Source organism: Micromonospora sp. WMMD558 (genome assembly GCF_049315255.1).
GTDB lineage: Bacteria > Actinomycetota > Actinomycetes > Mycobacteriales > Micromonosporaceae > Micromonospora.
Map to the genome: position 1 here is coordinate 6152455 of NZ_CP186061.1, position 20494 is coordinate 6172948.

The 20494-nt window shown below is 73.8% G+C and carries 19 protein-coding genes; 10 read left to right on the forward strand and 9 right to left on the reverse strand.

What is annotated here, in order from left to right; translation table 11 throughout:
* Window position 1: 1 nt before the first annotated feature.
* From ACN26Y_RS29035 to ACN26Y_RS29055, 5 genes are all read right to left on the reverse strand, one after another.
* Window positions 2–1492, reverse strand: coding sequence for a phosphatase PAP2 family protein (locus ACN26Y_RS29035; protein ID WP_155333264.1), 1491 nt, complete (start codon window positions 1490–1492; stop codon window positions 2–4).
* A gap of 69 nt (window positions 1493–1561) precedes the next feature.
* On the reverse strand, window positions 1562–2563 hold the full coding sequence (locus ACN26Y_RS29040) for a YihY/virulence factor BrkB family protein (RefSeq protein WP_155333265.1): 1002 nt from the start codon (window positions 2561–2563) through the stop codon (window positions 1562–1564).
* Window positions 2556–3542 (reverse strand): diacylglycerol/lipid kinase family protein, encoded by a 987-nt coding sequence (locus ACN26Y_RS29045; protein WP_422733945.1) that lies wholly within the window; start codon window positions 3540–3542, stop codon window positions 2556–2558. Before ACN26Y_RS29045 ends, ACN26Y_RS29040 begins: the two co-directional genes overlap by 8 nt.
* Before the next feature lie 126 nt (window positions 3543–3668).
* Window positions 3669–4247 carry a Clp protease N-terminal domain-containing protein gene (locus ACN26Y_RS29050; RefSeq protein WP_155333267.1) on the reverse strand — a complete coding sequence of 193 codons (579 nt, stop codon included), beginning with the start codon at window positions 4245–4247 and terminating at the stop codon, window positions 3669–3671.
* A complete protein-coding gene (locus ACN26Y_RS29055; RefSeq protein WP_155333268.1) occupies window positions 4247–4483 on the reverse strand; it encodes an HTH domain-containing protein in 237 nt (78 codons plus the stop codon). Before ACN26Y_RS29055 ends, ACN26Y_RS29050 begins: the two co-directional genes overlap by 1 nt.
* A gap of 65 nt (window positions 4484–4548) precedes the next feature.
* Here ACN26Y_RS29055 and ACN26Y_RS29060 point away from each other — a divergent pair, with 65 nt between their 5' ends.
* Window positions 4549–5325: a PP2C family protein-serine/threonine phosphatase gene (locus tag ACN26Y_RS29060; RefSeq protein ID WP_155333269.1), complete on the forward strand. Its 777-nt coding sequence runs from the start codon at window positions 4549–4551 to the stop codon at window positions 5323–5325.
* 99 nt (window positions 5326–5424) lie between these two features.
* Here ACN26Y_RS29060 and ACN26Y_RS29065 read toward each other — a convergent pair whose 3' ends face one another.
* A complete protein-coding gene (locus ACN26Y_RS29065) occupies window positions 5425–6009 on the reverse strand; it encodes a hypothetical protein (protein WP_422733946.1) in 585 nt (194 codons plus the stop codon).
* A gap of 420 nt (window positions 6010–6429) precedes the next feature.
* On the opposite strand from ACN26Y_RS29065, the gene ACN26Y_RS29070 reads away from it, so the two are divergent.
* From ACN26Y_RS29070 to ACN26Y_RS29100, 7 genes are all read left to right on the forward strand, one after another.
* Entirely contained in the window at window positions 6430–6993 is a 564-nt protein-coding gene (locus ACN26Y_RS29070) for a TetR/AcrR family transcriptional regulator (RefSeq protein ID WP_155333271.1), read from the forward strand.
* The gene (locus ACN26Y_RS29075; RefSeq protein WP_422733947.1) at window positions 6990–7814 is read left to right on the forward strand and encodes an oxidoreductase; all 825 of its coding nucleotides are present in this window, start codon (window positions 6990–6992) and stop codon (window positions 7812–7814) included. The genes ACN26Y_RS29070 and ACN26Y_RS29075 overlap by 4 nt, the downstream gene beginning before the upstream one ends.
* Window positions 7815–7977: 163 nt before the next feature.
* On the forward strand, window positions 7978–8823 hold the full coding sequence (locus ACN26Y_RS29080) for a universal stress protein (RefSeq protein WP_155333273.1): 846 nt from the start codon (window positions 7978–7980) through the stop codon (window positions 8821–8823).
* 86 nt (window positions 8824–8909) lie between these two features.
* Window positions 8910–11312, forward strand: a complete 2403-nt coding sequence (locus ACN26Y_RS29085; RefSeq protein WP_422733948.1) for a phosphoketolase family protein — start codon at window positions 8910–8912, stop codon at window positions 11310–11312.
* 52 nt (window positions 11313–11364) lie between these two features.
* Window positions 11365–12225: a universal stress protein gene (locus ACN26Y_RS29090; protein ID WP_422733950.1), complete on the forward strand. Its 861-nt coding sequence runs from the start codon at window positions 11365–11367 to the stop codon at window positions 12223–12225.
* Between the two features lie 196 nt (window positions 12226–12421).
* Window positions 12422–13423 carry an Acg family FMN-binding oxidoreductase gene (locus ACN26Y_RS29095; protein ID WP_230688817.1) on the forward strand — a complete coding sequence of 334 codons (1002 nt, stop codon included), beginning with the start codon at window positions 12422–12424 and terminating at the stop codon, window positions 13421–13423.
* A 95-nt stretch (window positions 13424–13518) separates the two neighbouring features.
* Entirely contained in the window at window positions 13519–15192 is a 1674-nt protein-coding gene (locus ACN26Y_RS29100; protein ID WP_366598039.1) for a GAF domain-containing protein, read from the forward strand.
* A gap of 31 nt (window positions 15193–15223) precedes the next feature.
* Here the strand turns inward: ACN26Y_RS29100 and ACN26Y_RS29105 are convergent, their stop codons facing one another.
* Complete coding sequence (locus tag ACN26Y_RS29105) at window positions 15224–15862, reverse strand: response regulator (protein WP_155333276.1); 639 nt, start codon at window positions 15860–15862, stop codon at window positions 15224–15226.
* Window positions 15863–16080: 218 nt separating this feature from the next.
* Between ACN26Y_RS29105 and ACN26Y_RS29110 the strand changes: the two genes are divergently transcribed.
* Window positions 16081–17055 carry an Acg family FMN-binding oxidoreductase gene (locus tag ACN26Y_RS29110; RefSeq protein WP_155333277.1) on the forward strand — a complete coding sequence of 325 codons (975 nt, stop codon included), beginning with the start codon at window positions 16081–16083 and terminating at the stop codon, window positions 17053–17055.
* Window positions 17056–17133: 78 nt separating this feature from the next.
* On the opposite strand, the gene ACN26Y_RS29115 is transcribed toward ACN26Y_RS29110, so the two are convergent.
* The gene (locus tag ACN26Y_RS29115) at window positions 17134–18126 is read right to left on the reverse strand and encodes an NAD-dependent epimerase/dehydratase family protein (RefSeq protein ID WP_155333278.1); all 993 of its coding nucleotides are present in this window, start codon (window positions 18124–18126) and stop codon (window positions 17134–17136) included.
* A gap of 210 nt (window positions 18127–18336) precedes the next feature.
* Between ACN26Y_RS29115 and ACN26Y_RS29120 the strand changes: the two genes are divergently transcribed.
* On the forward strand, window positions 18337–19740 hold the full coding sequence (locus ACN26Y_RS29120; RefSeq protein WP_422733951.1) for a hypothetical protein: 1404 nt from the start codon (window positions 18337–18339) through the stop codon (window positions 19738–19740).
* A 7-nt stretch (window positions 19741–19747) separates the two neighbouring features.
* On the opposite strand, the gene ACN26Y_RS29125 is transcribed toward ACN26Y_RS29120, so the two are convergent.
* Window positions 19748–20374, reverse strand: coding sequence for a universal stress protein (locus ACN26Y_RS29125; RefSeq protein ID WP_155333280.1), 627 nt, complete (start codon window positions 20372–20374; stop codon window positions 19748–19750).
* Window positions 20375–20494 lie beyond the last annotated feature (120 nt).

Genomic DNA, 20494 nt, shown 5'->3' on the forward strand with positions numbered 1-20494 from the left:
GTCAGTCCACCCGGCCGGCCCGGGCCAGCTCGTCGTCGAGGGTGTGCACGTCCTCCGACTCGATGGCCGGCCGGTTGCCCTCACGCAGGTCCTCGTTCGGCCGGACCACCCAGTAGAGCAGCCCCACCCAGAGGGTGCACAGGATGATCGCGCCCATGAAGTCGGTCGGGTGGTGCATCCCCCGGTACATCCGCGACACCGCCACGCCGACCGGCATGATCACCGCCAGCGCCACGAACACCCAGCGCCACCAGCGGTCGGTGCGCGGGAAGGCGATGATCGCGATGGCGACCCAGACGCACAGGGTGGCCGCGATGTGGCCGGACGGGAAGGACGACGTCGGCATCGGCCCGTCCAGGTTCCCGACCGGCGGGCGGGGCCGGTCCACCGCGGCGGCGGAGGCGAGGAAGAGGGTCAGTTCGCCGAACATGGTCAGCGCGACGAACAGCACCGGGCGCCAGCGCCGCCAGACCGCCAGCACCAGCGGGCAGAAGACCAGCGAGATCAGCAGGATCGCGTGGGTGTCGCCGAACTTGCTCCACCACCAGGAGAGCTCGTCGCGGGCCGGGGTCCGGTGTTCGGCGAACCAGCGCGGCACGTCGGTGTCGAGGGTGGCGAGGAACGTCCCACCGGCGTGGTAGCTGACGAACATCCCGAAGCCGTAGAGGGCGCCGAGCACCAGCACCCAGCCGACGATCAGCTCGAAGACGGCTGCCCGCGGGTGCGGCAGCAGGTGCGCCTCGTCGGGGGCGGGCGCCACGTCGTGCGCGGCCTCCGGCTCCAACCCCTCGGTCAGCGCCGGCACCGGCCGGCCGCGCTCCAGCCGCCACAGGCGGAAGGCGTACGCGGCGATGCCCAGCCACGCCGCGCCCAGCAGCCAGGCGCCCAGCACGTCGGAGACGAAGTGCACGCCCAGCGCGATCCGGGTCAGCCCGATGAGCACCACGAGCGTGGCGACCAGGCCGATCGCCGGCTTCCGCCAGCGGGGCGACATGGCCGGGAGGAAGACCAGCAGCAGCGCACCGTACGCGACGAACGACCCGAGCGCGTGGCCGGAGGGGAAGCTCTGCCCCGCGTACGTCCCGATCGGCACCTCCACCTCGGGGCGCAGCCGGTCGACGAGCGTCTTGAGCGCCGGGTCCAGGATCAACGCGCCGACGCCGGTGACGATGAGGAACACCGCCAGCCGCCCCTGCCGGCGGATCAGCAGACCGACCACGGCGACCGAGATCAGCCAGATGAGCACCGCCCGGCCGCCCAGGTCCGTGAGCGCGTTGAGCACGGTGACCAGCGGCCCGTACGGCGACACGAGGTCGTTGAGCCAGGCGGCGACACCGTGGTCGACGTCGTACAGCGGGGTCCACTTCACCCGGACCAGGACCAGCAGCAGGCCGAAGCCGACCCCGGTGCCGAGCACGAGCGCCAGCCCGGCGAGCGTCCGCTCGGTGAAGTGACCCAGTGGTCGACGCAACACGTCGGTGACCACGCCCACGGCAGCCTCCCTCTCAGCTCCTGGCGTGGCGCTTTACCCGATCGGTGCTTCGCGTACACCGGGCCGGACCTACAGCGAGGTCATCTCACCGGTGTCGTGCGGCTCCATCCGGTCGGCCTCGGGCTCCCACAGGTCCGGCTGGGCCGGCTCGTGGGCGCCGATCCGCACCGCCTCCAACTGCGCGGCGAAGGCCAGCCCGCCGAAGAGCGCCATGCCGGTGAAGTTCGCCCACAGCAGCAGCGCCATCATGCCGGTCAGCGCACCGTAGGTCTGGTTGAAGCCGTCGCTCCAGGCGACGTACCCCGCCAGCAGGAGACTGGTCAGCCACCACAGCGCGGTGGCGAGCCCCGCCCCGAAGTAGAGCCAGGAGAGGCTGGGCTGGTTGCGCCGGGGCGCGTGCCGGAAGAGCACCGCGACGGCCAGCACGGTCAGCCCCAGGCTGAGCGGCCACCGCGCCACGTCCCACACGGCGTGGGCGCCCTCCCCCCACGCGTAGTGCCGCTGCACCGAGTCGCCGATCGCACCGCCGGCGACCAGGATGAGGAACCCGGTCAGCGCGGGCAGGCCGGCGGTGAGTGCCAGGACGGCGGCGCGTACGTACTTCCACAGCGCCGGGCGGTCCCGCTCGACGCCGTAGATCCGGTTGGCGCCCCGCTCGATCTGCGCCATCGTCATGGTCAGCGCGACGAGGCCGGTGAGCAGACCGAGGGTCAGGGCCAGCTCGCCCACCTCCTCGGTGCGTTCGCCCTCGCCGAGCAGCTCGCCCACCACCTCGTCGCTGGCGCCCGGAGAGAGCGCCAGCACGGTGTCGGCGACGACCTCACCGCCCTCCTCGACGCCCAGCTCGGAGATCAGACCGGTCAGCGCGATCAGGAACGGCACCACGGCCAGGCAGAGCTGCAACGCGAACGCCCGGGAGTGACTGAACCCGTCGCCGTAGCGGAACCGGATGAACGCGTCCCGCAGCAGGTGCCAGCCGCCCTCGCGGCGCAGGGTGTGCCAGGCGTCGTCGGCGGACAGCTCCTCGTCGGCCATCAGCCGGGTCTCCGGCACGATGCGGGTGCTACTCACGGCGCGCCTCCTCGACCCGCTGCTCGCCCCGCTCCGCGGCCGCGTCGACGTCCACCGCCAGGTCCGGCGCCTCCTCCGGCTGCGGTACGCACAGCCACAGCGCCCGCCGCCGGATCTCCGCCCGCAGCGTCCGGCCCGGCTCGATCAGGTCACCGTCGAGCTCCCGCGGCTGCGGGCGGTTGCTGGTGATCTCCACCCGCCGCCCGCGGAACACCTCCATCCGGGGCACCCGTTCCTGCCGGCGGACGACCGCCCAGCCGAGCGCCACCCAGTGCCGCAACGTGCGCGGGGTGAGCACCGCGACGTCGAGGTAGCCGTCGTCCGGCTCGGCGCCGGTGAGCAGGCGCAGGCCGCCCTGGAGCCGGCCGACGTTGGCGACCAGGACGGACCGGACCCGGCGCCGGAACGGCTGCTGGTCGTCGATGCGGATGGAGACCCGCATCGGCCGGTCCCGCAGGTGCCGCGCGGCCCCCACCACGTACGCCGGCCAGCCGATCCGCTTCTTGGTGGTCTCCGAGGTGGCGGCCAGCATCTGGGCGTCGAAGCCCATGCCGGCCATCACGGTGAAGTAGTGCTCCTCGACCTGCCCGACGTCGAGCAGGCGCCGGCCGCGCTCGAGGGCCACCTCGAGGCCGGCGACGAGGTCGTTGGAGAGGCCCAGGTTGGCCGCGAGCAGGTTGCCGGTGCCCTGCGGCAGGACGGCCAGCGCCACCTCGGTGCCGACGAGGGCGCTGACGCAGGACATGACGGTGCCGTCGCCGCCGCAGACGAAGACCACGTCCACGCCGGCCCGTACGGCCTCTGCGGCCTGGCCCCGCCCCGGGTCGTCGACGGTGGTCTCGTACCAGAGCGGTTCGGGCCAGCCGGCGGCGGCGAGGACGTCGTCGACGGTACGGCGCAACTCGTCCGGATCGGCCACCTTGACCGGGTTCACCACCACGGCCGACCGCAGCCCGCCCTTGTCCTCTCCAGCATCCACGGCGTCAGTGTGCAGCACAGCCGCGGGTTCAGCGAGTTGCGGCGCGAGCGGGGTCGGCAGCGCCACAAGGAGGTTTCGGCGCCGCCGCCACCGGTGCAGCCCGCCGCCCCACGCCACGCGCCCGGGTCAGGCGGCCGTGCGGAGGGCGGCCTCGACGCGGCGGCGGAGGTCGTCCAGGTTCACGCCCGCCTCGGTGAGCACCAGCGCGGCGAGGCCGTCGCCCTCGCGGAGCAGGCCGAGCAGGATGTGCTCGGTGCCGATGTGTGAGTGGCGCAGCCGCAGCGCCTCCCGCAGCGACAGTTCCAGCGCCTTCTTCGCCCGCGTCGAGAACGGGCCGCCCGCGTACCGTCGCCGGCCCCAGCGGCGGCGCGGCGCCGGCTCCGCCTCGCGGAGCGCGTCCGGGCCGAACGTCTTCTCGATGCGCGCGACGATGGCCGCCAGGTCGATGCCGATCTCGCGCAGCGCGGCGGCGTCGGCGTCGGCGAGCCCGGTGCTGGTGTACGCGGTGTGCCGCCGGATCCGAGCCCGCAGGTCGTCGGCGCTGACGCCCGCCTCGCGCAGCACCCGCACCGCGAGGCTGTCGCCGTCGTCGAGCATCGCGAGCAGCAGGTGCTCGGTGCCGACCGGGCGTTGCCCCTCGGCGCGGGCCTCGGCGCGCGCCCCCTTGACCACGCTGCGCGCCCGGTCGGTGAACCGCTCGAACATCACGCCTCCCAGGATCGATCGACCGCCGGCCGCCCGGCGTGCTTCTTGTGGACCGCCTGCCGGCTGACCTCGAGCGCGTCGGCGATCTCCTGCCAGGACCAGCCCTGCCGCCGGGCGTTGTCGACCTGGACCACCTCGAGCCGCTCGAGAAGCCGGCGCAGCGCGCGGACGGCGCGCAGCCCGACCCGGGGGTCGGTGCTGCTGGCGGCCGCCGCGAGTTCCGTCGCCTGACTCATGGCGTCAACTTACGTTGACGACGCGGAAACGTCAACCCCGGTTGACGTCCTGCTAGGGTCCGGCCGTGCCCGCTCCCGCCCGATCGCCCCGGCCCGACCCAGCGTCCGTCCGCCTGCGCGCCGGCGACCTGGACCTGAACCTCGCGGGCGACACCGTCGTCGGCCACCGGTACCCGGCCAACTTCGACGTCCTCCACGTCGACCCCGACCGTCCCCTCGCCGTGGTCGCCGACGGGATGGGAGCCGGCGAGGGAAGCCGGCGGGCCGGCAGCACCGCCGTGCGGACGCTCGTCACGCAGCTCCGAGCCGCCTGGCCCCACATCGACGCCCGGCGGTTGCGCACCGCCGTGAACGAGGTCCAGTCGGCGGTACGCGCCGCCGGCGCCGACCTCGCCGACCTGACCGGGTGCACCCTCACCGCCCTGCTCGTCGAACCGGACGGCGGACAGGGCTGGCTGGTGCAGCTCGGTGACTCCCGGGCGTACCGGCTGCGCGACGGCCTCCTGGAACTGCTGACCGTCGACCACACCGCGGCCTGGCTGGGCGTCGTCCACGGCTGGTACGCGGCCGACTCCCCCGCCGCCGCCCGGGCCCGCTACCAGCTCACCCGGTACGCCGGGCACCCCGGCGAACCGGAGGCGGACCTGCACGCGGTGACGCTGCGACCCGGTGACACCTGGCTGCTCTGCACCGACGGGGTGAGCGACCAGGTCGACTACCACCGCCTGCGGGAACTTCTGGCCGACCCCGATCCGGATCAGGCCGTCAGCGCCCTCCTCGACGCCACTCTCACCGCCGGCGGCGCCGACAACGCCACAGCCATCATCGTCCACGTGCGCTGAGAATCGGTCGGCCAGGCGTGCGAAACGCCGCTGGCCGGCACCCGGGTTCGGGTGCCGGCCAGCGGCTTGGTTCCCCCTGTCGAGGAAAGACTGTGGTTGTCAGCTGTTCCAGTACTTGGCGACGAGGTCGGCGGCCTGGGTCTCCCACTGGGCGTAGTGGAACGGGTAGGCCGACACCTGTACGGTCTGGGCGGCCTTGGTCAGCGGCATGTCCTGCCAGCCGTCGACCTGCTTGAGACCCTTGAGGAACGCCAGCGTGGAGTATTCGGGGTCGGTGATCTGCTCGACCGTGCCCCACCCGCTGGACGGGCGCTGCTGGAACAGGCCCTGCGAGTCGTGGTCGTTGCGCTCACCCAGGTGACCCAGGTTGACCAGCTTCGACTCCTGCAACGCGGTGGCGATGGCCACCACGGCGGCCCGCTCGTCCATGTCGGCCTTCTTCGTCGCCGCGATGATCGCCTTCACATTCGCGGTCTGCTCGTCGTCCAGGTCGATGCGGGACTGCTTGCCCTGCACACCGTGCGGAATCAGCTTGCCGGTGTCGGGCTTGTCGGCCAGCACCGTGGCGGCGACCGGCTTGGACTCCACCGACGGGGCGGCGGTGGCGGGGCCGGCGACCACGCCACCGGCGAAGGCCAGACCAGCAACACCCAGAACGCTCTTACGCAGCAGCTTCGAGTTCATGACAAGCTCCATTCGGGGGAAGACGCCACCCACCCGCAAAGGGGGGACAAGGGGTGTGGTGACGCAAGCACCGTCCGGCGCTCACAGACATTCGAGGGATGACCACCAGGCCCAAGGGGGGCGGGCAGATGGTGACCGAAAGACCGGCGAACCGGGGCCGGGGCCCTCGTGGTGCCGGATCCAGATGTAACGACCGCCGGCCCGCCATCATTCCGGCCGGGCCCGAGGACCCATGCCCCACCCGCTCGGGTGGGCGGCCCTGCTCGATCGTCCAGGTGATGTAACGACCCGGCCCCCGCCCCCATTCCACCCCCACGATGCCGCCCATCACACCCCCGAAACCCGACATTCAGCCCAGGGAGGCGCCATCGCCACCAGTCCGCCCTTGACGTGCTGACAAAATGTGCAAGGATTGTCAGCATGTCGAGCGACCGGCTGGAGACGATCCTCGCGGCGGCGTACGAGTGCTTCACCCGACACGGGGTGCGTCGGACGACGATGGACGACATCGCGGCCGCCGCCGGGATGTCGCGTCCGGCCGTCTACCAGTACGTCCGCAACAAGGACGACGCGTACCGACGGCTTGCCGAGCGGCTGTTCGCCGACTCGCTCGCCGAGGCGCGCCGGGCGGCCGCCGACCCCGCGGCGTCCACGGCCGAGCGGTTGCTCACCGTGCTCGGGGCGAAGCTGGACCTCACCCTGACCCTGCACCGGGAGAGCCGGCACGCCGCCGAGTTGCTCGACGAGAGCACCAAGCTGACCGGGGACCTCGTCGAGGCGTACACCCGGGAGCTGACCGATCTGGTGGCCGCCGCGCTCGCCGACCGTGCCGGGCCCCGCGCCCGCGCGGTGGCCGACGTGCTGGTCGCGCTCACCCGCGGCCTGGAGGCCGACCTCACCGACCCCGACCTGCCCCGGCGGCGGCTGCGCGACGGGGTCGCGTTGATCGTCGCCGGCCTGGACACCCCTGGAGACCTCGCATGACCACCGTCCTCGTCACCGGCACCTCGTCCGGCATCGGCCGGGCCACCGTCGCGCGGCTGGCCCGGCACCCCGGGTTGACCGTCTACGCCACCGCCCGCAAGGTCGAGGCGATCGCCGACCTGGCGGAGGCCGGCGCCCGGCTGCTTCCCCTCGACGTCACCGACGAGGCGTCGATGACCGCCGCCGTCGCCGCGATCGAGGCCGAGCACGGCCAGGTCGACGTCCTGGTGAACAACGCCGGCTACGGAGAGTACGGCCCGATCGAGGAGACCCCGATGGATCGGGTGCGGGCGCAGTTCGAGACGAACGTGTTCGGGCTGAGCCGGCTCACCCAGCTGGTGCTGCCCGGCATGCGTCGGGCCGGCCGGGGCCGGATCGTCAACGTCAGCTCGATGGGCGGCCGGATCGTGTTCCCCGGTGGGGGCTACTACCACGCGAGCAAGTACGCGGTGGAGGCCATCTCCGACGCGCTGCGCCAGGAGGTGCGGCCGTTCGGCATCGACGTGGCGATCGTCGAGCCGGGCCTGATCCGTACCGGCTTCGGCGCCGTCGCGGCCGGGTCGCTCGGCGCGGGGGCGGACCCGGCCGGGCCGTACCGGAGGATGGTGGCGGCGGTGGACGAGACGATGGCGCGGTCGTACGAGAATCGCCTGCTCGCGGCCGCGCCCGACGCGGTCGCCCGGGTGATCGAACGGGCGGTGACCGCCCGTCGCCCGCGCACCCGCTACCTGGTCACGGCGGCGGCGTGGGCGATGGTGCACACGCGGCGGCTCTTCGGCGCCCGCGTCTTCGACGCGATCAACCGCCTCCAGTTCCGCTGAGCCGCGCCACCCGGTGACGGCGTCCGCCGCCGGGCCCCAGGCGCGAAGGCCGCCGGGGGTGCGGCGGACAGCACGGCGGTACGCCGATCCCGCCCCGCCGCCGTACCACCCGGACTAGCCTCGGGACGGGGGCCGGGTGCGACGCCTGCGGAGGTGATGCCGGATGACCGCAGTCACCGAGGCGCCGGTGCTGGCCGGTGTCGGCTCGGAGCGGAACCTGCCGCTGGTCCGGCTGGCCGCGCGCGAGGCCGTCGGGCACGGGCGGCCGCTGCACCTGGTGCACGCGTTCGACTGGGGAGCGGCGCTGGCGGCACCGTCGATCGCGGGGCCGCACGACGCGGCGGAGGAACTTCTCGCCCGCGCCACCGAGGTCGCCAAGGAGGTCGACGAGGACCTGCCGGTCAGCGGCGAGATCTCCGAGGAACCAGCGGTGGACACGCTGGTCCGCCGGTCGGAGACGGCGTTCCTGGTCGCGGTCGGCGACAGTGGCATGAGCGCACACCCCGGCTGCTGCGTGCCCGCCGAGGCGCCCGCCGTACAGGTCGCCGCCCGGGCCGGGTGTCCGGTGCTGGTCGGACGCCGGGATCCTCCGCCGGAGGGCCCGGTGCTGGTCGGCGTGGACGGCTCACCCGACTCCCGGAAGGCGCTGGCGTGGGCGTTCGACTGCGCCGCGCGTCGCGAGGCCCGGCTGGTGGCCGTCCGGGTGGCGGAGCCGGGGTGCGCCGACGACGACCCGGAGGTGCTCACCGGCACCGTCGCCCGGGTCGGCGAACGGTGGCCCGCCGTATCCGTCGAGTGTCACACCATCCGCGGCGACCCGCGTTCCGTCCTCGTCGAGCAGACGCGGTCGGCCCAGCTCGCGGTGGTGGCTGCGCGGGCGGACCAGCCCGGCCGGGGCATGCTCGGGTCCGTGAGCCAGACGCTGCTCTACCACTCCCCGGCGCCGGTGATCGTGGTACGCGGATTCGCCGCGACGGACGGCCCGGACGCACAGGACCAACGACCCTGATCCACCGCAGCCGATCCGGCGAGGCTGATGACGGAACCCTTCCTTCCGGATGCGCCACTCCCCGACCCGCGAGAGGCTCAGGCAGTATGGACACCGCAACCGACCTGCACGGCCCCCTGACCGAAGACGAGCTGCGCCGGCTGGACGCGTACTGGCGGGCGGCGAACTACCTCACCGTCGGGCAGATCTACCTGCTCGACAATCCGCTGCTCCGGGAACCGCTCACAGCCGAGCACGTGAAGCCGCGGCTGCTCGGTCACTGGGGCACGAGCCCCGGCCTGAACCTGATCTACGCCCACCTCAACCGCGTCGTCGTCGCCCGTGACCTCTCCGCCATCTTCATCACCGGCCCGGGCCACGGCGGCCCGGCCCTGGTCGCGAACACCTGGCTGGAGGGCACGTGGAGCGAGCGCTACCACGGCACCGGCCGCGACGAGGCCGGCATGGCCCGGCTGTTCCGCCAGTTCTCCTTCCCGGGCGGCGTCCCGAGTCACGTCGCGTCCGAGGTGCCGGGTTCGATCCACGAGGGCGGCGAGCTGGGGTACGCGCTCAGCCACGCCTACGGCGCGGCGTTCGACAACCCGGACCTGCTGGTCGCCTGCGTCATCGGTGACGGCGAGGCGGAGACCGGGCCGCTCGCCGGCAGTTGGCTGTCGAACGTGTTCCTCAACCCGGCCCGGGACGGCGCGGTGCTGCCCATCCTGCACCTCAACGGGTACAAGATCGCCAGCCCGACGGTGCTCGACCGCATCCCCGAGTCCGACCTGCTGGACCTGATGCGCGGGAACGGCTACCAGCCGTACGTGGTCGCCGGCGACGACCCGGCGACCGTGCACCAGGCGCTCGCCGCGGCCCTGGACCGGGCGCTGGACGAGATCGCCGCGATCCAGCGGAAGGCCCGGTCGGGTGGCGCGGTCGAGCGTCCGCGCTGGCCGATGGTCATCCTCCGGACGCCGAAGGGCTGGACCGGCCCCCGAGACGTCGACGGCAAGCACGTGGAGGGCACGTACCGGTCGCACCAGGTGCCGCTGTCGGAGGTGCGCACCAACCCGGCGCACCTGGCCGAGCTGGAGCGGTGGCTGCGCAGCTACCGGCCGGAGGAGCTGTTCGACGCGACCGGCGCCCCGGTGGCCGACCTGGCGGCGCTGCCCCCGCGGGGGGACCGCCGGATGAGCGCCAACCCGGTCACGAACGGCGGGCTGGTGTTGCGGGACCTGAACCTGCCGGACTTCCGCGACTACGCGGTGGAGGTGGCGAGTCCCGGCGCGACGATCGGCGGTGCCACCGGGGCGTTGGGGCGGTGGGTCCGGGACGTGATCGCGGCGAATCCGCAGACGTTCCGGCTGTTCGGCCCGGACGAGGTCGAGTCCAACCGGCTCGGTGCCGCGCTCGAGGTCACCGGCCGGGCCTGGGTGGCGGCGACGGTGCCCGACGACGACCACCTGTCCCCCGACGGCCGGGTCATGGAGGTGCTGTCGGAGACCCTGTGTCAGGGCTGGCTGGAGGGGTACCTGCTGACCGGCCGGCACGGGATCTTCACCAGCTACGAGGCGTTCATCCACATCGTCGACTCGATGGTCAACCAGCACGCGAAGTGGCTGAAGGTGACCCGGGCCATCCCCTGGCGGCAGCCGCTGGCCTCGCTGAACTACCTGCTCTCCAGTCACGTGTGGCGGCAGGACCACAACGGCTTCTCGCACCAGGACCCGGGCTTCATCGACCACGTCATGAACAAGAAGGCGGAGGTGGTCCGGGTCTACCTGCCGCCGGACGCCAACACCCTGCTCTCCACCATGGACCACTGCCTGCGCAGCCGGCACTACATCAACGTGGTGGTCGCCGGGAAGCAGCCGGCGCCGAACTGGCTGTCGATGGACGACGCGATCATGCACTGCCGCCGTGGCCTCGGCATCTGGGACTGGGCCAGCAGCGACGGCGGTGAGGAGCCGGACGTGGTGCTCGCCTGCGCCGGCGACGTGCCGACCCTGGAGACCCTCGCCGCGGCCGACCTGCTGCGCCGGCACCTGCCCGAGCTGAAGGTGCGGGTGGTCAACGTGGTCGACCTGATGCGCCTCCAGCCGCCCACGGAACACCCGCACGGGCTGTCGGACAAGGAGTTCGACACGATCTTCACGGCGGACAAGCCGGTCATCTTCGCGTACCACGGCTACCCGTGGCTGATCCACCGGCTGACGTACCGTCGGACCAACCACGAGAACCTGCACGTACGCGGCTACAAGGAGGAGGGCACCACCACCACGCCGTTCGACATGGTGATGCTCAACGACCTGGACCGCTTCCACCTGGTCATCGACGTGATCGACCGGGTGCCCGGGCTGGCCGCCCGGGCGGCCCACCTGCGGCAGGAGATGGTCGACGCCCGCCAGTCGTGCCGCGACTACACCCGCCGGCACGGCGAGGACGACCCGCGGGTGTCCGAGTGGCGGTGGATCCGGGAGAGCGACCCCAAGGTCAGGGGTGACCAGTGAGCGCGAGGAGTGCGCCGGCGAGCCCCGCAGTCGCGAACGGAAGGTTGGCGCGGTGAGCGGCGACGAGATCCTGGTCGGCTACGACGGCTCGCCGGACGCCGCGCTGGCCCTGGAGTGGGCCCTGGACGAGGCCGGACGGAGCGGGCGGCCGGTGCGGCTCGCGTACGTCTTCGAATGGCTCACCGTCGCCGGGTGGATCGGCCCCGGCGTGGCACCGGGCGTCTGGCCCGACGAGGCGGCCCGGCGGCAGGTGGAGGAGTTGGTCCAGCGGGCTGCGGCCGACACCGCCCGCCCGGGGCTCACGGTCACCGGCGAGGTGTTCGACGGCCCGCCCGCCCTGGTGCTCCAGGAGCGGTCGGCGCGGGCCGGTCTGCTGGTGCTCGGCACCCGGGGGCACGGCGGGTTCGGCGGTCTTCTCGCCGGCTCCACGGCGGTGTCGGTCACCGCGCACGCGCACTGCCCGGTCGTCGTGGTGCGCGGCAACACCGGCGGGCGCACCCGGCACGTCACCGTCGGCGTGGACGGGTCGGAGCACTCGCTGCTGGCGTTGGGCTTCGCGTTCGAGCAGGCCGCCGCCCGGAACGTGGCGCTGCGCGTGCTCCGCGCCTGGCACGTGCCACCGGGTCAGCGCCCGCCGTCGGATCCGGAGAACCAGGCGGCGGTCCGGGCCGACCGCGCCGAGCTGGACGAGCCGCTGGGCCGCTGCGAGCGGGCGTTCCCGGACGTCGACGTGACGGTGCGCATGGCGGAGGGCAGCGCCGCCGCCCTGCTGGTGGCGGCGAGCCGGGACGCGCAGCTCGTCGTGGTCGGCACCCGGGGCCGGGGTGGTCTGGCGGGGATGCTCCTCGGCTCGGTCAGCCAGCAGCTCCTGCACCACGCGCACTGCCCGGTCGCGGTCGTCCGGGAACGCTGACCACCCGACCGGCCGACGGCCGGTCGGTGCCCGTCCGGCCCGCGGCCGACGGCGATGGGGCGGGCCAAAGGGCCCGGCCGGTGGGGACCTGCGCACCCTGCGCCGGTCCGCGGGGTGTCGCAGGATGGAGCCGCAACCCCGCCCGGGACGCCGTCGGGGTGGGGGACGATGTGCTCGAGACGGAAAGGTCGTGAGGATGAGCCAGGACACGCCGGCGACGGACGGCCCGCTGACCACCGCGCTCGCGGAGGCCGCCGCGACCGCCGGTCACGCCCCCTCGGTGCACAACACGCAGCCGTGGCGTTGGCGGGTGCTGCCGGACGCGCTGGAGCTGCACACCGTCCGGGACCGCCAGCTCGCGGCCACCGACCCGGAGGGCCGGCTGTCGACGCTGAGCTGCGGCGCGGCGCTGCACCACGCGCGGGTCGCGCTGACCGCCGAGGGCTGGCGGGCCGCCGTGGAGCGGATGCCCGACCCCGCCGAACCGGACCTGCTGGCCCGCCTGACCGGGCTGACCCGGGTCGGGGCCGACCCGGAAGCGATGCGCCTCGTGCAGTGCATGCAGGTCCGCCACACCGACCGGCGGCCGGTCAGCGAGGAGCCCGTGCCGAGCGCCGCGGTCGGCGACATCACCAAGGCCGTCGTGGCCGAGGGCGTCCAGCTCCACCTGCTCGACCGCGACCAGGTCCTGGAACTGGCGGCCGCGGCCTCGCACGCCGCCACCGTCGAGGCGGAGGACCCGCAGCTGCACGAGGAGCTCGCGTACTGGACGAGCCGCGCCGGCGGCGCCGGCCTGCCGCCCGAGGTGCTGCCGGAGGCGGCCCCGGAGACGACGGTGCCGGCCCGCGACTTCGGCCGCCCCGGCACCCTGCCGGTCGGCCCCGGCCACGACCGCGCGGCCGGGTACGGGCTGCTCTACGGCGACGAGGACGAGCCGATCGACTGGCTGCGCGCCGGCGAGGCGCTCTCGGCCGGTTGGCTGACCGCGACCCGGCTCGGTGTCTCGGTCGTGCCGCTGAGCGGTGTGGTGGAGGTGCCCGGCACCCGTCAGACGCTGCGCGGACTGCTGGCCGGCATGGGTCACCCGTACCTGGTGCTGCGCCTGGGGATCGCGGACCCGGCGCACGCCGGCCCGCCGCACACCCCGCGGCTCGCCGTCGAGCAGGTGGTCGACACCTCCGCCGTCCGGAGCGCCTGACGGGGTATCCCGGCACGACCGGCCGGCGATAGCATCGGGCGGTGGCCAGCGCACCGACGCCCCGGAGCGAACCCCCCGCGACCCCCTCGCTCGGGCTGACCCCGCTGTCGCGGGTACGCCTCGACGAGCTGCTCCAGGAGATGCTGGACCGGGTCGGCGAGGTGGTCACCAGCCGGGAGCGGCTGCGCGCGCTGCTCGACGCGGTGGTCGGCATCGGCACCGACCTCGACCTGCGCAGCACCCTCCAGCGCATCGTGGAGTCGGCCTGCGGGCTGGCCGGCGCCCGTTACGGCGCGCTCGGCATCGTCGGCCGCGACCGGATGCTGCACGACTTCATCACCCACGGCATCGACGCCGAGCTGCACGCGAAGATCGGGGATCTGCCGCACGGCCGGGGGGTGCTCGGCCTGCTCATCGACGACCCGCGTCCGGTCCGGATGCCCGACATCACCCGGCACCCGAAGTCGTACGGCTTCCCGCCGAACCACCCGCCGATGCACAGCTTCCTCGGCGTGCCGGTACGCATCCGCGACCACGTCTTCGGCAACCTCTACCTGGCCGAGAAGCAGGGTGCCGCCGAGTTCACCGAGGACGACGAGGAGATCGTGGTGGCGTTGGCCGCCGCGGCCGGCGTCGCGATCGAGAACGCCCGCCTGTACGCGCTGGCCCACCGGCGGGAGCGCTGGCTCGCGGCCACCGCCGAGATCACCTCGCTGCTGCTCGGCGAGGTCCGCCGCACCGACGCGCTGAGCCTGGTGGCGCGGCGCGCCCGGGAGGTCGCCGAGGCGGAGCTGGCGCTGGTGCTGCTGTACGACCCCGACGCCGACCGGTTCACCGTCGAGGTGGTCGACGGTGCCGGCGAGCAGGCCGGCGCGCTGGTCGGCACGGTCGTGCCCGCCGCCGAGACCAGCTTCGCCGCCGCCGTCGCCGAGGGCCGGCACGACCAGGTGGGCGACCTGGCGCACGCCGCGCCGTGGCCGGCGCTGCTGCACACCGGGCCGGCCGTGGTGTCCCCGCTGGCCACCGCCGACACCCTGCACGGCGTACTGGTGGTGGCGCACCACCCGGATCACGGCGGCACCAGCGACGACGACCTGGCCCTGCTCGGCAGCTTCGCCGGGCAGGCGGCGCTGGCCATGGAACGGGCGCGGGGGCAGGAGGAGCGCGAGCTGCTGGTCGTCCTGGAGGACCGCGAGCGCATCGCCCGCGACCTGCACGACGTGGTGATCCAGCGGTTGTTCGCGACCGGCCTCCAGTTGCAGAGCGCGGTACCGATGAGCGCACGCCCGGAGGTCGCCAAGCGGATCAACGCGGCGGTCGACGACCTGGACGCCACCATCAAGGACATCCGCCGCACCATCTTCGAGCTGCGTACGCCGATGAGCGCGGCGCTGCGCACCGAGATCCGGGAGGCGGTCGACGTGGCGGCGGAGTCGCTCGGCTTCCGGCCTGCCCTGGACCTGGCCGGCCCGATCGACAGCGCCGTCCCCGACGACGTCCGCCCCGACCTCACGGCCGTGCTGCGGGAGGCGTTGTCCAACGCGGTACGCCACGCGCAGGCCCACCACGTCACCGTCGCCGTCCGCGTGGACGCCGGCCAGGTCACGGTGACCGTCACCGACGACGGGGTCGGCTGCGACCCGGCCGCCGCGCGGAGCGGCCTCGTCAACCTGCGTGAACGCGCCGAGCGGCACGGCGGCACCTTCGAGGTGCAACCGGTCGCCCCGCACGGCACCCGCCTGCACTGGTGCGTGCCGTTGCACGGCTGACGCCCCGCCGGTCAGCGGTGCCGCCGGGTGGTCAGGGGGTCTTGCCGAGGAGGCGGGTGGCCAGCACGGCGGCCTGGGTCCGCCGCTCCAGGCCCAGCTTGGCCAGCACGCTGGAGACGTAGTTCTTCACCGTCTTCTCGGCGAGGAACATCTTGCCGGCGATCTCCCGGTTGGTGAGGCCCTCGGCCACGTACTCCAGGATCCGCCGCTCCTGCTCGGTCAGCGACTTCAGCTCGCGGGGCTGCTCGACGCCGCTGCGGATACGCTCCAGCACGCGGGTGGTGATCGCCGGGTCGAGCAGCGACTGCCCCGCCGCCACCCGCCGGACCGCGTCGACCAGGTCGGTGCCGCGGATCTGCTTGAGCACGTACCCGGCGGCGCCGGCCATGATCGCCGCGAACAAGGCCTCGTCGTCCTCGTACGAGGTGAGGATCAGGCCCTTGATCGACGAGTCCACGGCCCGGATGTCACGGCACACGTCGATGCCGCTGCCGTCCGGGAGCCGTGCGTCGAGGATCGCCACGTCGGGGCGCAGCGCCGGAATCCGTCGCGCCGCCTCCTGGGCCAGGCCGGACTCGCCGACCACCTCGATGTCACCACTGCTGGTGAGCAGGTCGGCCAGGCCACGACGGACGACCTCGTGGTCGTCGAGCAGGAACACGCGGATCATCTCTCGTTTCTACCCGCCGCAGCCGTCACCCGCACGGGCCGAAGGTCCCGACCGTGACCGGCCCGAACGGCACGCTCCGGGGCGTGGCCTGCGGTGCGGCGGGGCGGTGGGTCCTGGCGGGACGGGACGTCCGGCCCTGCTCGGGCGGCCCCGGCGTGACGCACCGTGGGGAGGAACCCACCGAGGGCGGCACCAGCCGTCACGGAAGGAGCGACACCATGGACGCCGGCTACACCGTCGAGCAGCTACGCGCCGCCGCGACCGACGCCGTGCGGGCGCCCTCCCTGCACAACACCCAGCCGTGGCGGTTCCGCCTGCGCGACGGCGGGATCGAGATCCTGGTCGACCCGTCCCGGCGCCTGCCGGCCACCGACCCGAGCGGGTGGGGTGTCCGCGTCGCCTGCGGGGCGGCGCTGTTCAACCTGCGGCTCGCCCTGACGGTGGCCGGTACGCCGGCGACGGTGCGGCTGCGCCCGTACCCGGCCGAGCCCGACGTGGTCGCCCGGCTGGTGCCGGACGTGCCGCGCCGCCCCACCCCCGCCGAGCAGGCGCTGTACGCGGCCCTCCCCCGCCGGTTCAGCAACCGCGCCCCGTTCTGGCCCGACCCGGTCCCGGCGGACGCGCGGTGGCGCCTCACCGAGGCGGCCCGGGCCGAAGGGTGCTGGCTGGAGCTGCTGGTCGGGGTGAGCGCGGTGAACGCGTTCGCCGAGATCGCCCGCGGCGCGCACCGGGTGCTGGAGCGGGATCCGGCCTACCGGGCCGAGCGGGCGGAGTGGGTCCGTGCCGAGCCCGCCCCCGACGGCGTGCCGAGGTCGGCCGGCGGCCCGCAGGCCGAGCCGCAGGACCTGCTGCCGTCGCGCGGCTTCGGCGGCCGGAACCGCGCCCCCGGGCGCGACTTCGAGCCGGAGCCCCTCGTCGCGGTGCTCGGCTCGACCGGCAACACCGCCGTCGACCAGGTGGTGGCCGGGCAGGCGTTGCAGCGGGTGCTGCTCACCGCCACCGACGCGGGGCTGGCGGCGTCGCTGCTGTCCCAGCCGATCGAGGTGCCGACCGCCCGCGAGCAGCTGCGGCTGTCGCTGGGGCGGTTCGGCACCCCGCAGATGGTGCTGCGCATCGGCTACGGCCAGCCCGGCTGGCCGACTTCCCGCCGGCCGGTCGACGAGGTGCTCGACCTGCCGGTGCCGCGGGCCTGATCCACCACCGGGGCGCGCTACCGGATCCAGCCGAGGCCGCGCAGCACCCGGCCGCCCGGGCGGAGCGCCGCGGCCCGGTCAGTGTGCGGCGGCGAGGACGGCCTCCTCCCGGGCCGGGTCGAGGCCGACCGGGGCGCGCTGCGGGCGGCCGGCCCGGGGCGGCACGGTGCCGACCGACCGCAGCCAGGCCCACGTGTCGGCGACGGTCTCGGCGATCGGGCGGCAGGTCAGCCCGGCCGCGTACGCGCGGCTGACGTCACGCTCCTGCAACCAGCGGTACGGGTGCCCCGGCGGGATCCAGATCGGCAGGTCGTTCCACGGTTCCACGCCGGCGGCCAGGATCGCCTCCGGATCGGTCCAGCGCAGCCGCGCACCGGCCCCGGTCACCGCGACGGCGGCGTCCAGCAGGGCACCCATCGTGGCGTGCCCGGTGCGGCTGATCACGTTGTACGTCCCGCCGGGCACGACCGGGTCGAGCAGGAAGGCGGCGAGGTCGCGGGCGTCGACGTACTGCAGGGGCAGGTCGGCCGGGCCGGGCGCCAGCACGTCCCCGCCCCGGGCGACGCGATCGAGCCACCACGGCAGCCGCCCGATGTCCTCGCCGGGGCCGAGGATCAGGCCGGCACGGGCGATCAGCGCGCTCTGCCCGTACACCGCCCGCACGGCACGTTCCGCACCGGCCTTGTTGGACGGGTAGTCGGCGTCGTCCGCGTCCGGCGCGGCGTCCACGACGGGGGCGTCCTCGGCCGATCCGGGCGCCACCGGCTCGGCGTAGACGGAGCCGCTGGAGACGTAGACGTAGCGCCCGACGCGCCCGGCCAGGGCGCGCGCCGACGCCCCGGCGGCCCGTGGCGCCCCGTCCCAGGTGTCGACCGCCACGTCCCACTCGCCGGCGGCGAGGGCGGCCAGGCCGCCGGGCGCGGTCCGGTCGCCGGTCAACCGTTCCACGCCGGACGGAACGGTCCCGTGCCGGCCGCGGTTGAACACCGTCACCGACCAGCCACCGCGTACCGCCTCGGTGACCGTCGCTCCGCCCACGAATCCCGTACCACCCAGCACCAGCAGTCTCATGCGTTCCACTCTGCCGGCCGGCGGGCCCGGTCCGGCACCGCGTTCACCGTCAGCGGATCTGCCGACGGCAGAACACCACGCCGCGGCCTCCGTCGCCGGGTCGGGACGGACGGTGACGGCGTCGGCAGGAATAATGACGCGAGCCCGTCCCGGGGGAACGGTCGCTCATGGAGCCTCCCCCGGCCCGACTGACCCGAGCGAGGATCTGCCATGACCGAGGGCCACCCCTCCGTCCCGAGCCCGCCCGCCCCGCCCTGGGCCCAGCCACCCGCCCCGCCGCCGCCGAGGAAGTCGGGGCGCGGCCTGTGGGTCGCGTTGGGCGCGATCGCGGTGGCCCTGCTGGTGCTGCTGGTCGGTTCGGTGGTCGCCGTCTCGGTCTACCTGGACCGTTCCTCCTCCACCACGGCGGAGGGCTCGGACGAGATCGACACGCTGCTGGCGGAGCACACCCGGGCGCTCAAGGAGCGGGACCTCGCGGCGTACCTGGCGCCGTTCGACGCGGGCGACAAGGACCTGGTCGCCCGGCAGACCGCGCTGTTCCACAACCTCACCAAGCTGCCGCTGGCCGAGGCACGGTACGAGGAGTTCGGCGCGAGCACGGCCACCGAGGGCACCTTCGACGTCCGGGTGTCGTTCGTGCACCGGTTCGACGGCATGGACCCGACCCCGGTCGAGGAACTGTACAAATGGACGGTCACCCGCACTGACGGGGACGCCCCGCTGAAGGTCACCGCCGTCGGTGGCGCCCTGGTCGACGGCCCGGCCCGGGACATGACCACCTACTACCCGGCACCGTGGGACACCGGCCGCCCCATCCACGTCGAGAGGACCCCGCACACGGTGCTCGTCGTCGACGAGTCACTCAAGGCCGAGGCGCAGCGGTACGCGCCGGTCGCCGAGCGCGCGGCGACCGAGAACGCGGCCGCGTGGAAGGCCGGCGGCGTCCCGGCCACGGTGCCGCAGGGCTTCGTCATCTCCCTGGTCAAGGGCAAGAAGGAGTTGGGTTCGCTCTACCGCACGACGAAGGAGACGCCCACCGAGTCCGGCGTGGCGATCCCGGTGCCGCCGGCCGGGGCGATCGACGGCGCGGACGCGTCCGCGCCCGAGGTGGGCACCAGCCGCGTGGTGATCGACGTGACGGACGAGTACCACTTCACCAAGGGCGACCGGGAGCTGGAGATCTTCCGACACGAGCTGGCCCACGCCATCGTCAACGTGCTGCTGAAGCGTGGCCGGGGGGCGACCGCGCTCGACGGGCCGGAGAACTGGGTCGTCGAGGGGTTCGCCGAGTACCTGGCCCATGGCGGGAAGGCGTTCACCACCAGCGACCGCACCGCCGATTCGACGAGGATCCTCCGCTCGTACGGCTACCGCCAGGACCTGCCCGGCAACGCGGCCTGGGAGATGGAGGGACGGTTGAGCTACCACTACTGGCTGGGTCACTCGGCGATGAGCTACATCGCGGAGCGCCACGGCGAGCAGAAGGTCTTCCAGCTCGTCACCGAGCACTACCGGGGCACCCCGATCGGTGACGTGACGCGGAGCGTGCTCGGCATGTCGTACGCGGACTTCGAGGCCGGCTGGGCCGAGCACCTGCGGTCGGCGGTGCGCTGACCGCACCTCACCGGTCGGGCAGGCTGCCGAGCAGTAGCGCGCGGGAGGTACGGCGGGTCAGCTCCTCCGCCACGCTGCCGAGCAGCCGGTCCCGCATGCCATGGCCGTGCCGGCCGACCACCAGCAGATCGACATCATGCGCCTCGGCGGCAGCCAGCAGCGCGTCCACCGGGTGACCGCGAACGATTTCGGTGGTCGGCGGCGGCAACCCGTCGGGAATGGTTCTGGCGCGTTCGTCAAGCATGCGGCGGGCGGCCCGCTGCGCGATCGAGACGTCTTCACCCACCAGGTCCGGGTTCGTCACCGTGACCAGCACCAGCACGCTCGCGGTACGGCTGAGGATCCGGGCGGTCGACCGCAGGGCCAGGTCGGACTCGGGTGATCCGTCGACACCGATCGCCACTCGGAGGCCCGTCCCCTGCCTGGCCGGCGGCCGGTGCGCCACGTCCGTCACCGTCGGGTCGGCGCGCCCCCGTTCCACAGCGATCGGAATGAACAGCGGACCGAGTAGTGCGCCCACGAGGTACCAGGACAGGTGACGATGGCCGGCCCGGATCACGAACCAGGCCGCGGTGAGCAGACCGATGGTCAGCCAGACCACGGCCACGAGGAGCACCCACCACCCGGATGTCACCGTCGGCTCCGGGTGACGGTTCGCGGCGACGGAAACATGCCGGTTGTTACCCGAACTGTCGACCGGTAACCCGGCCGCCGGTGGGTACGTCCGGAGGGCACCGCTCGTCGATCATGACAA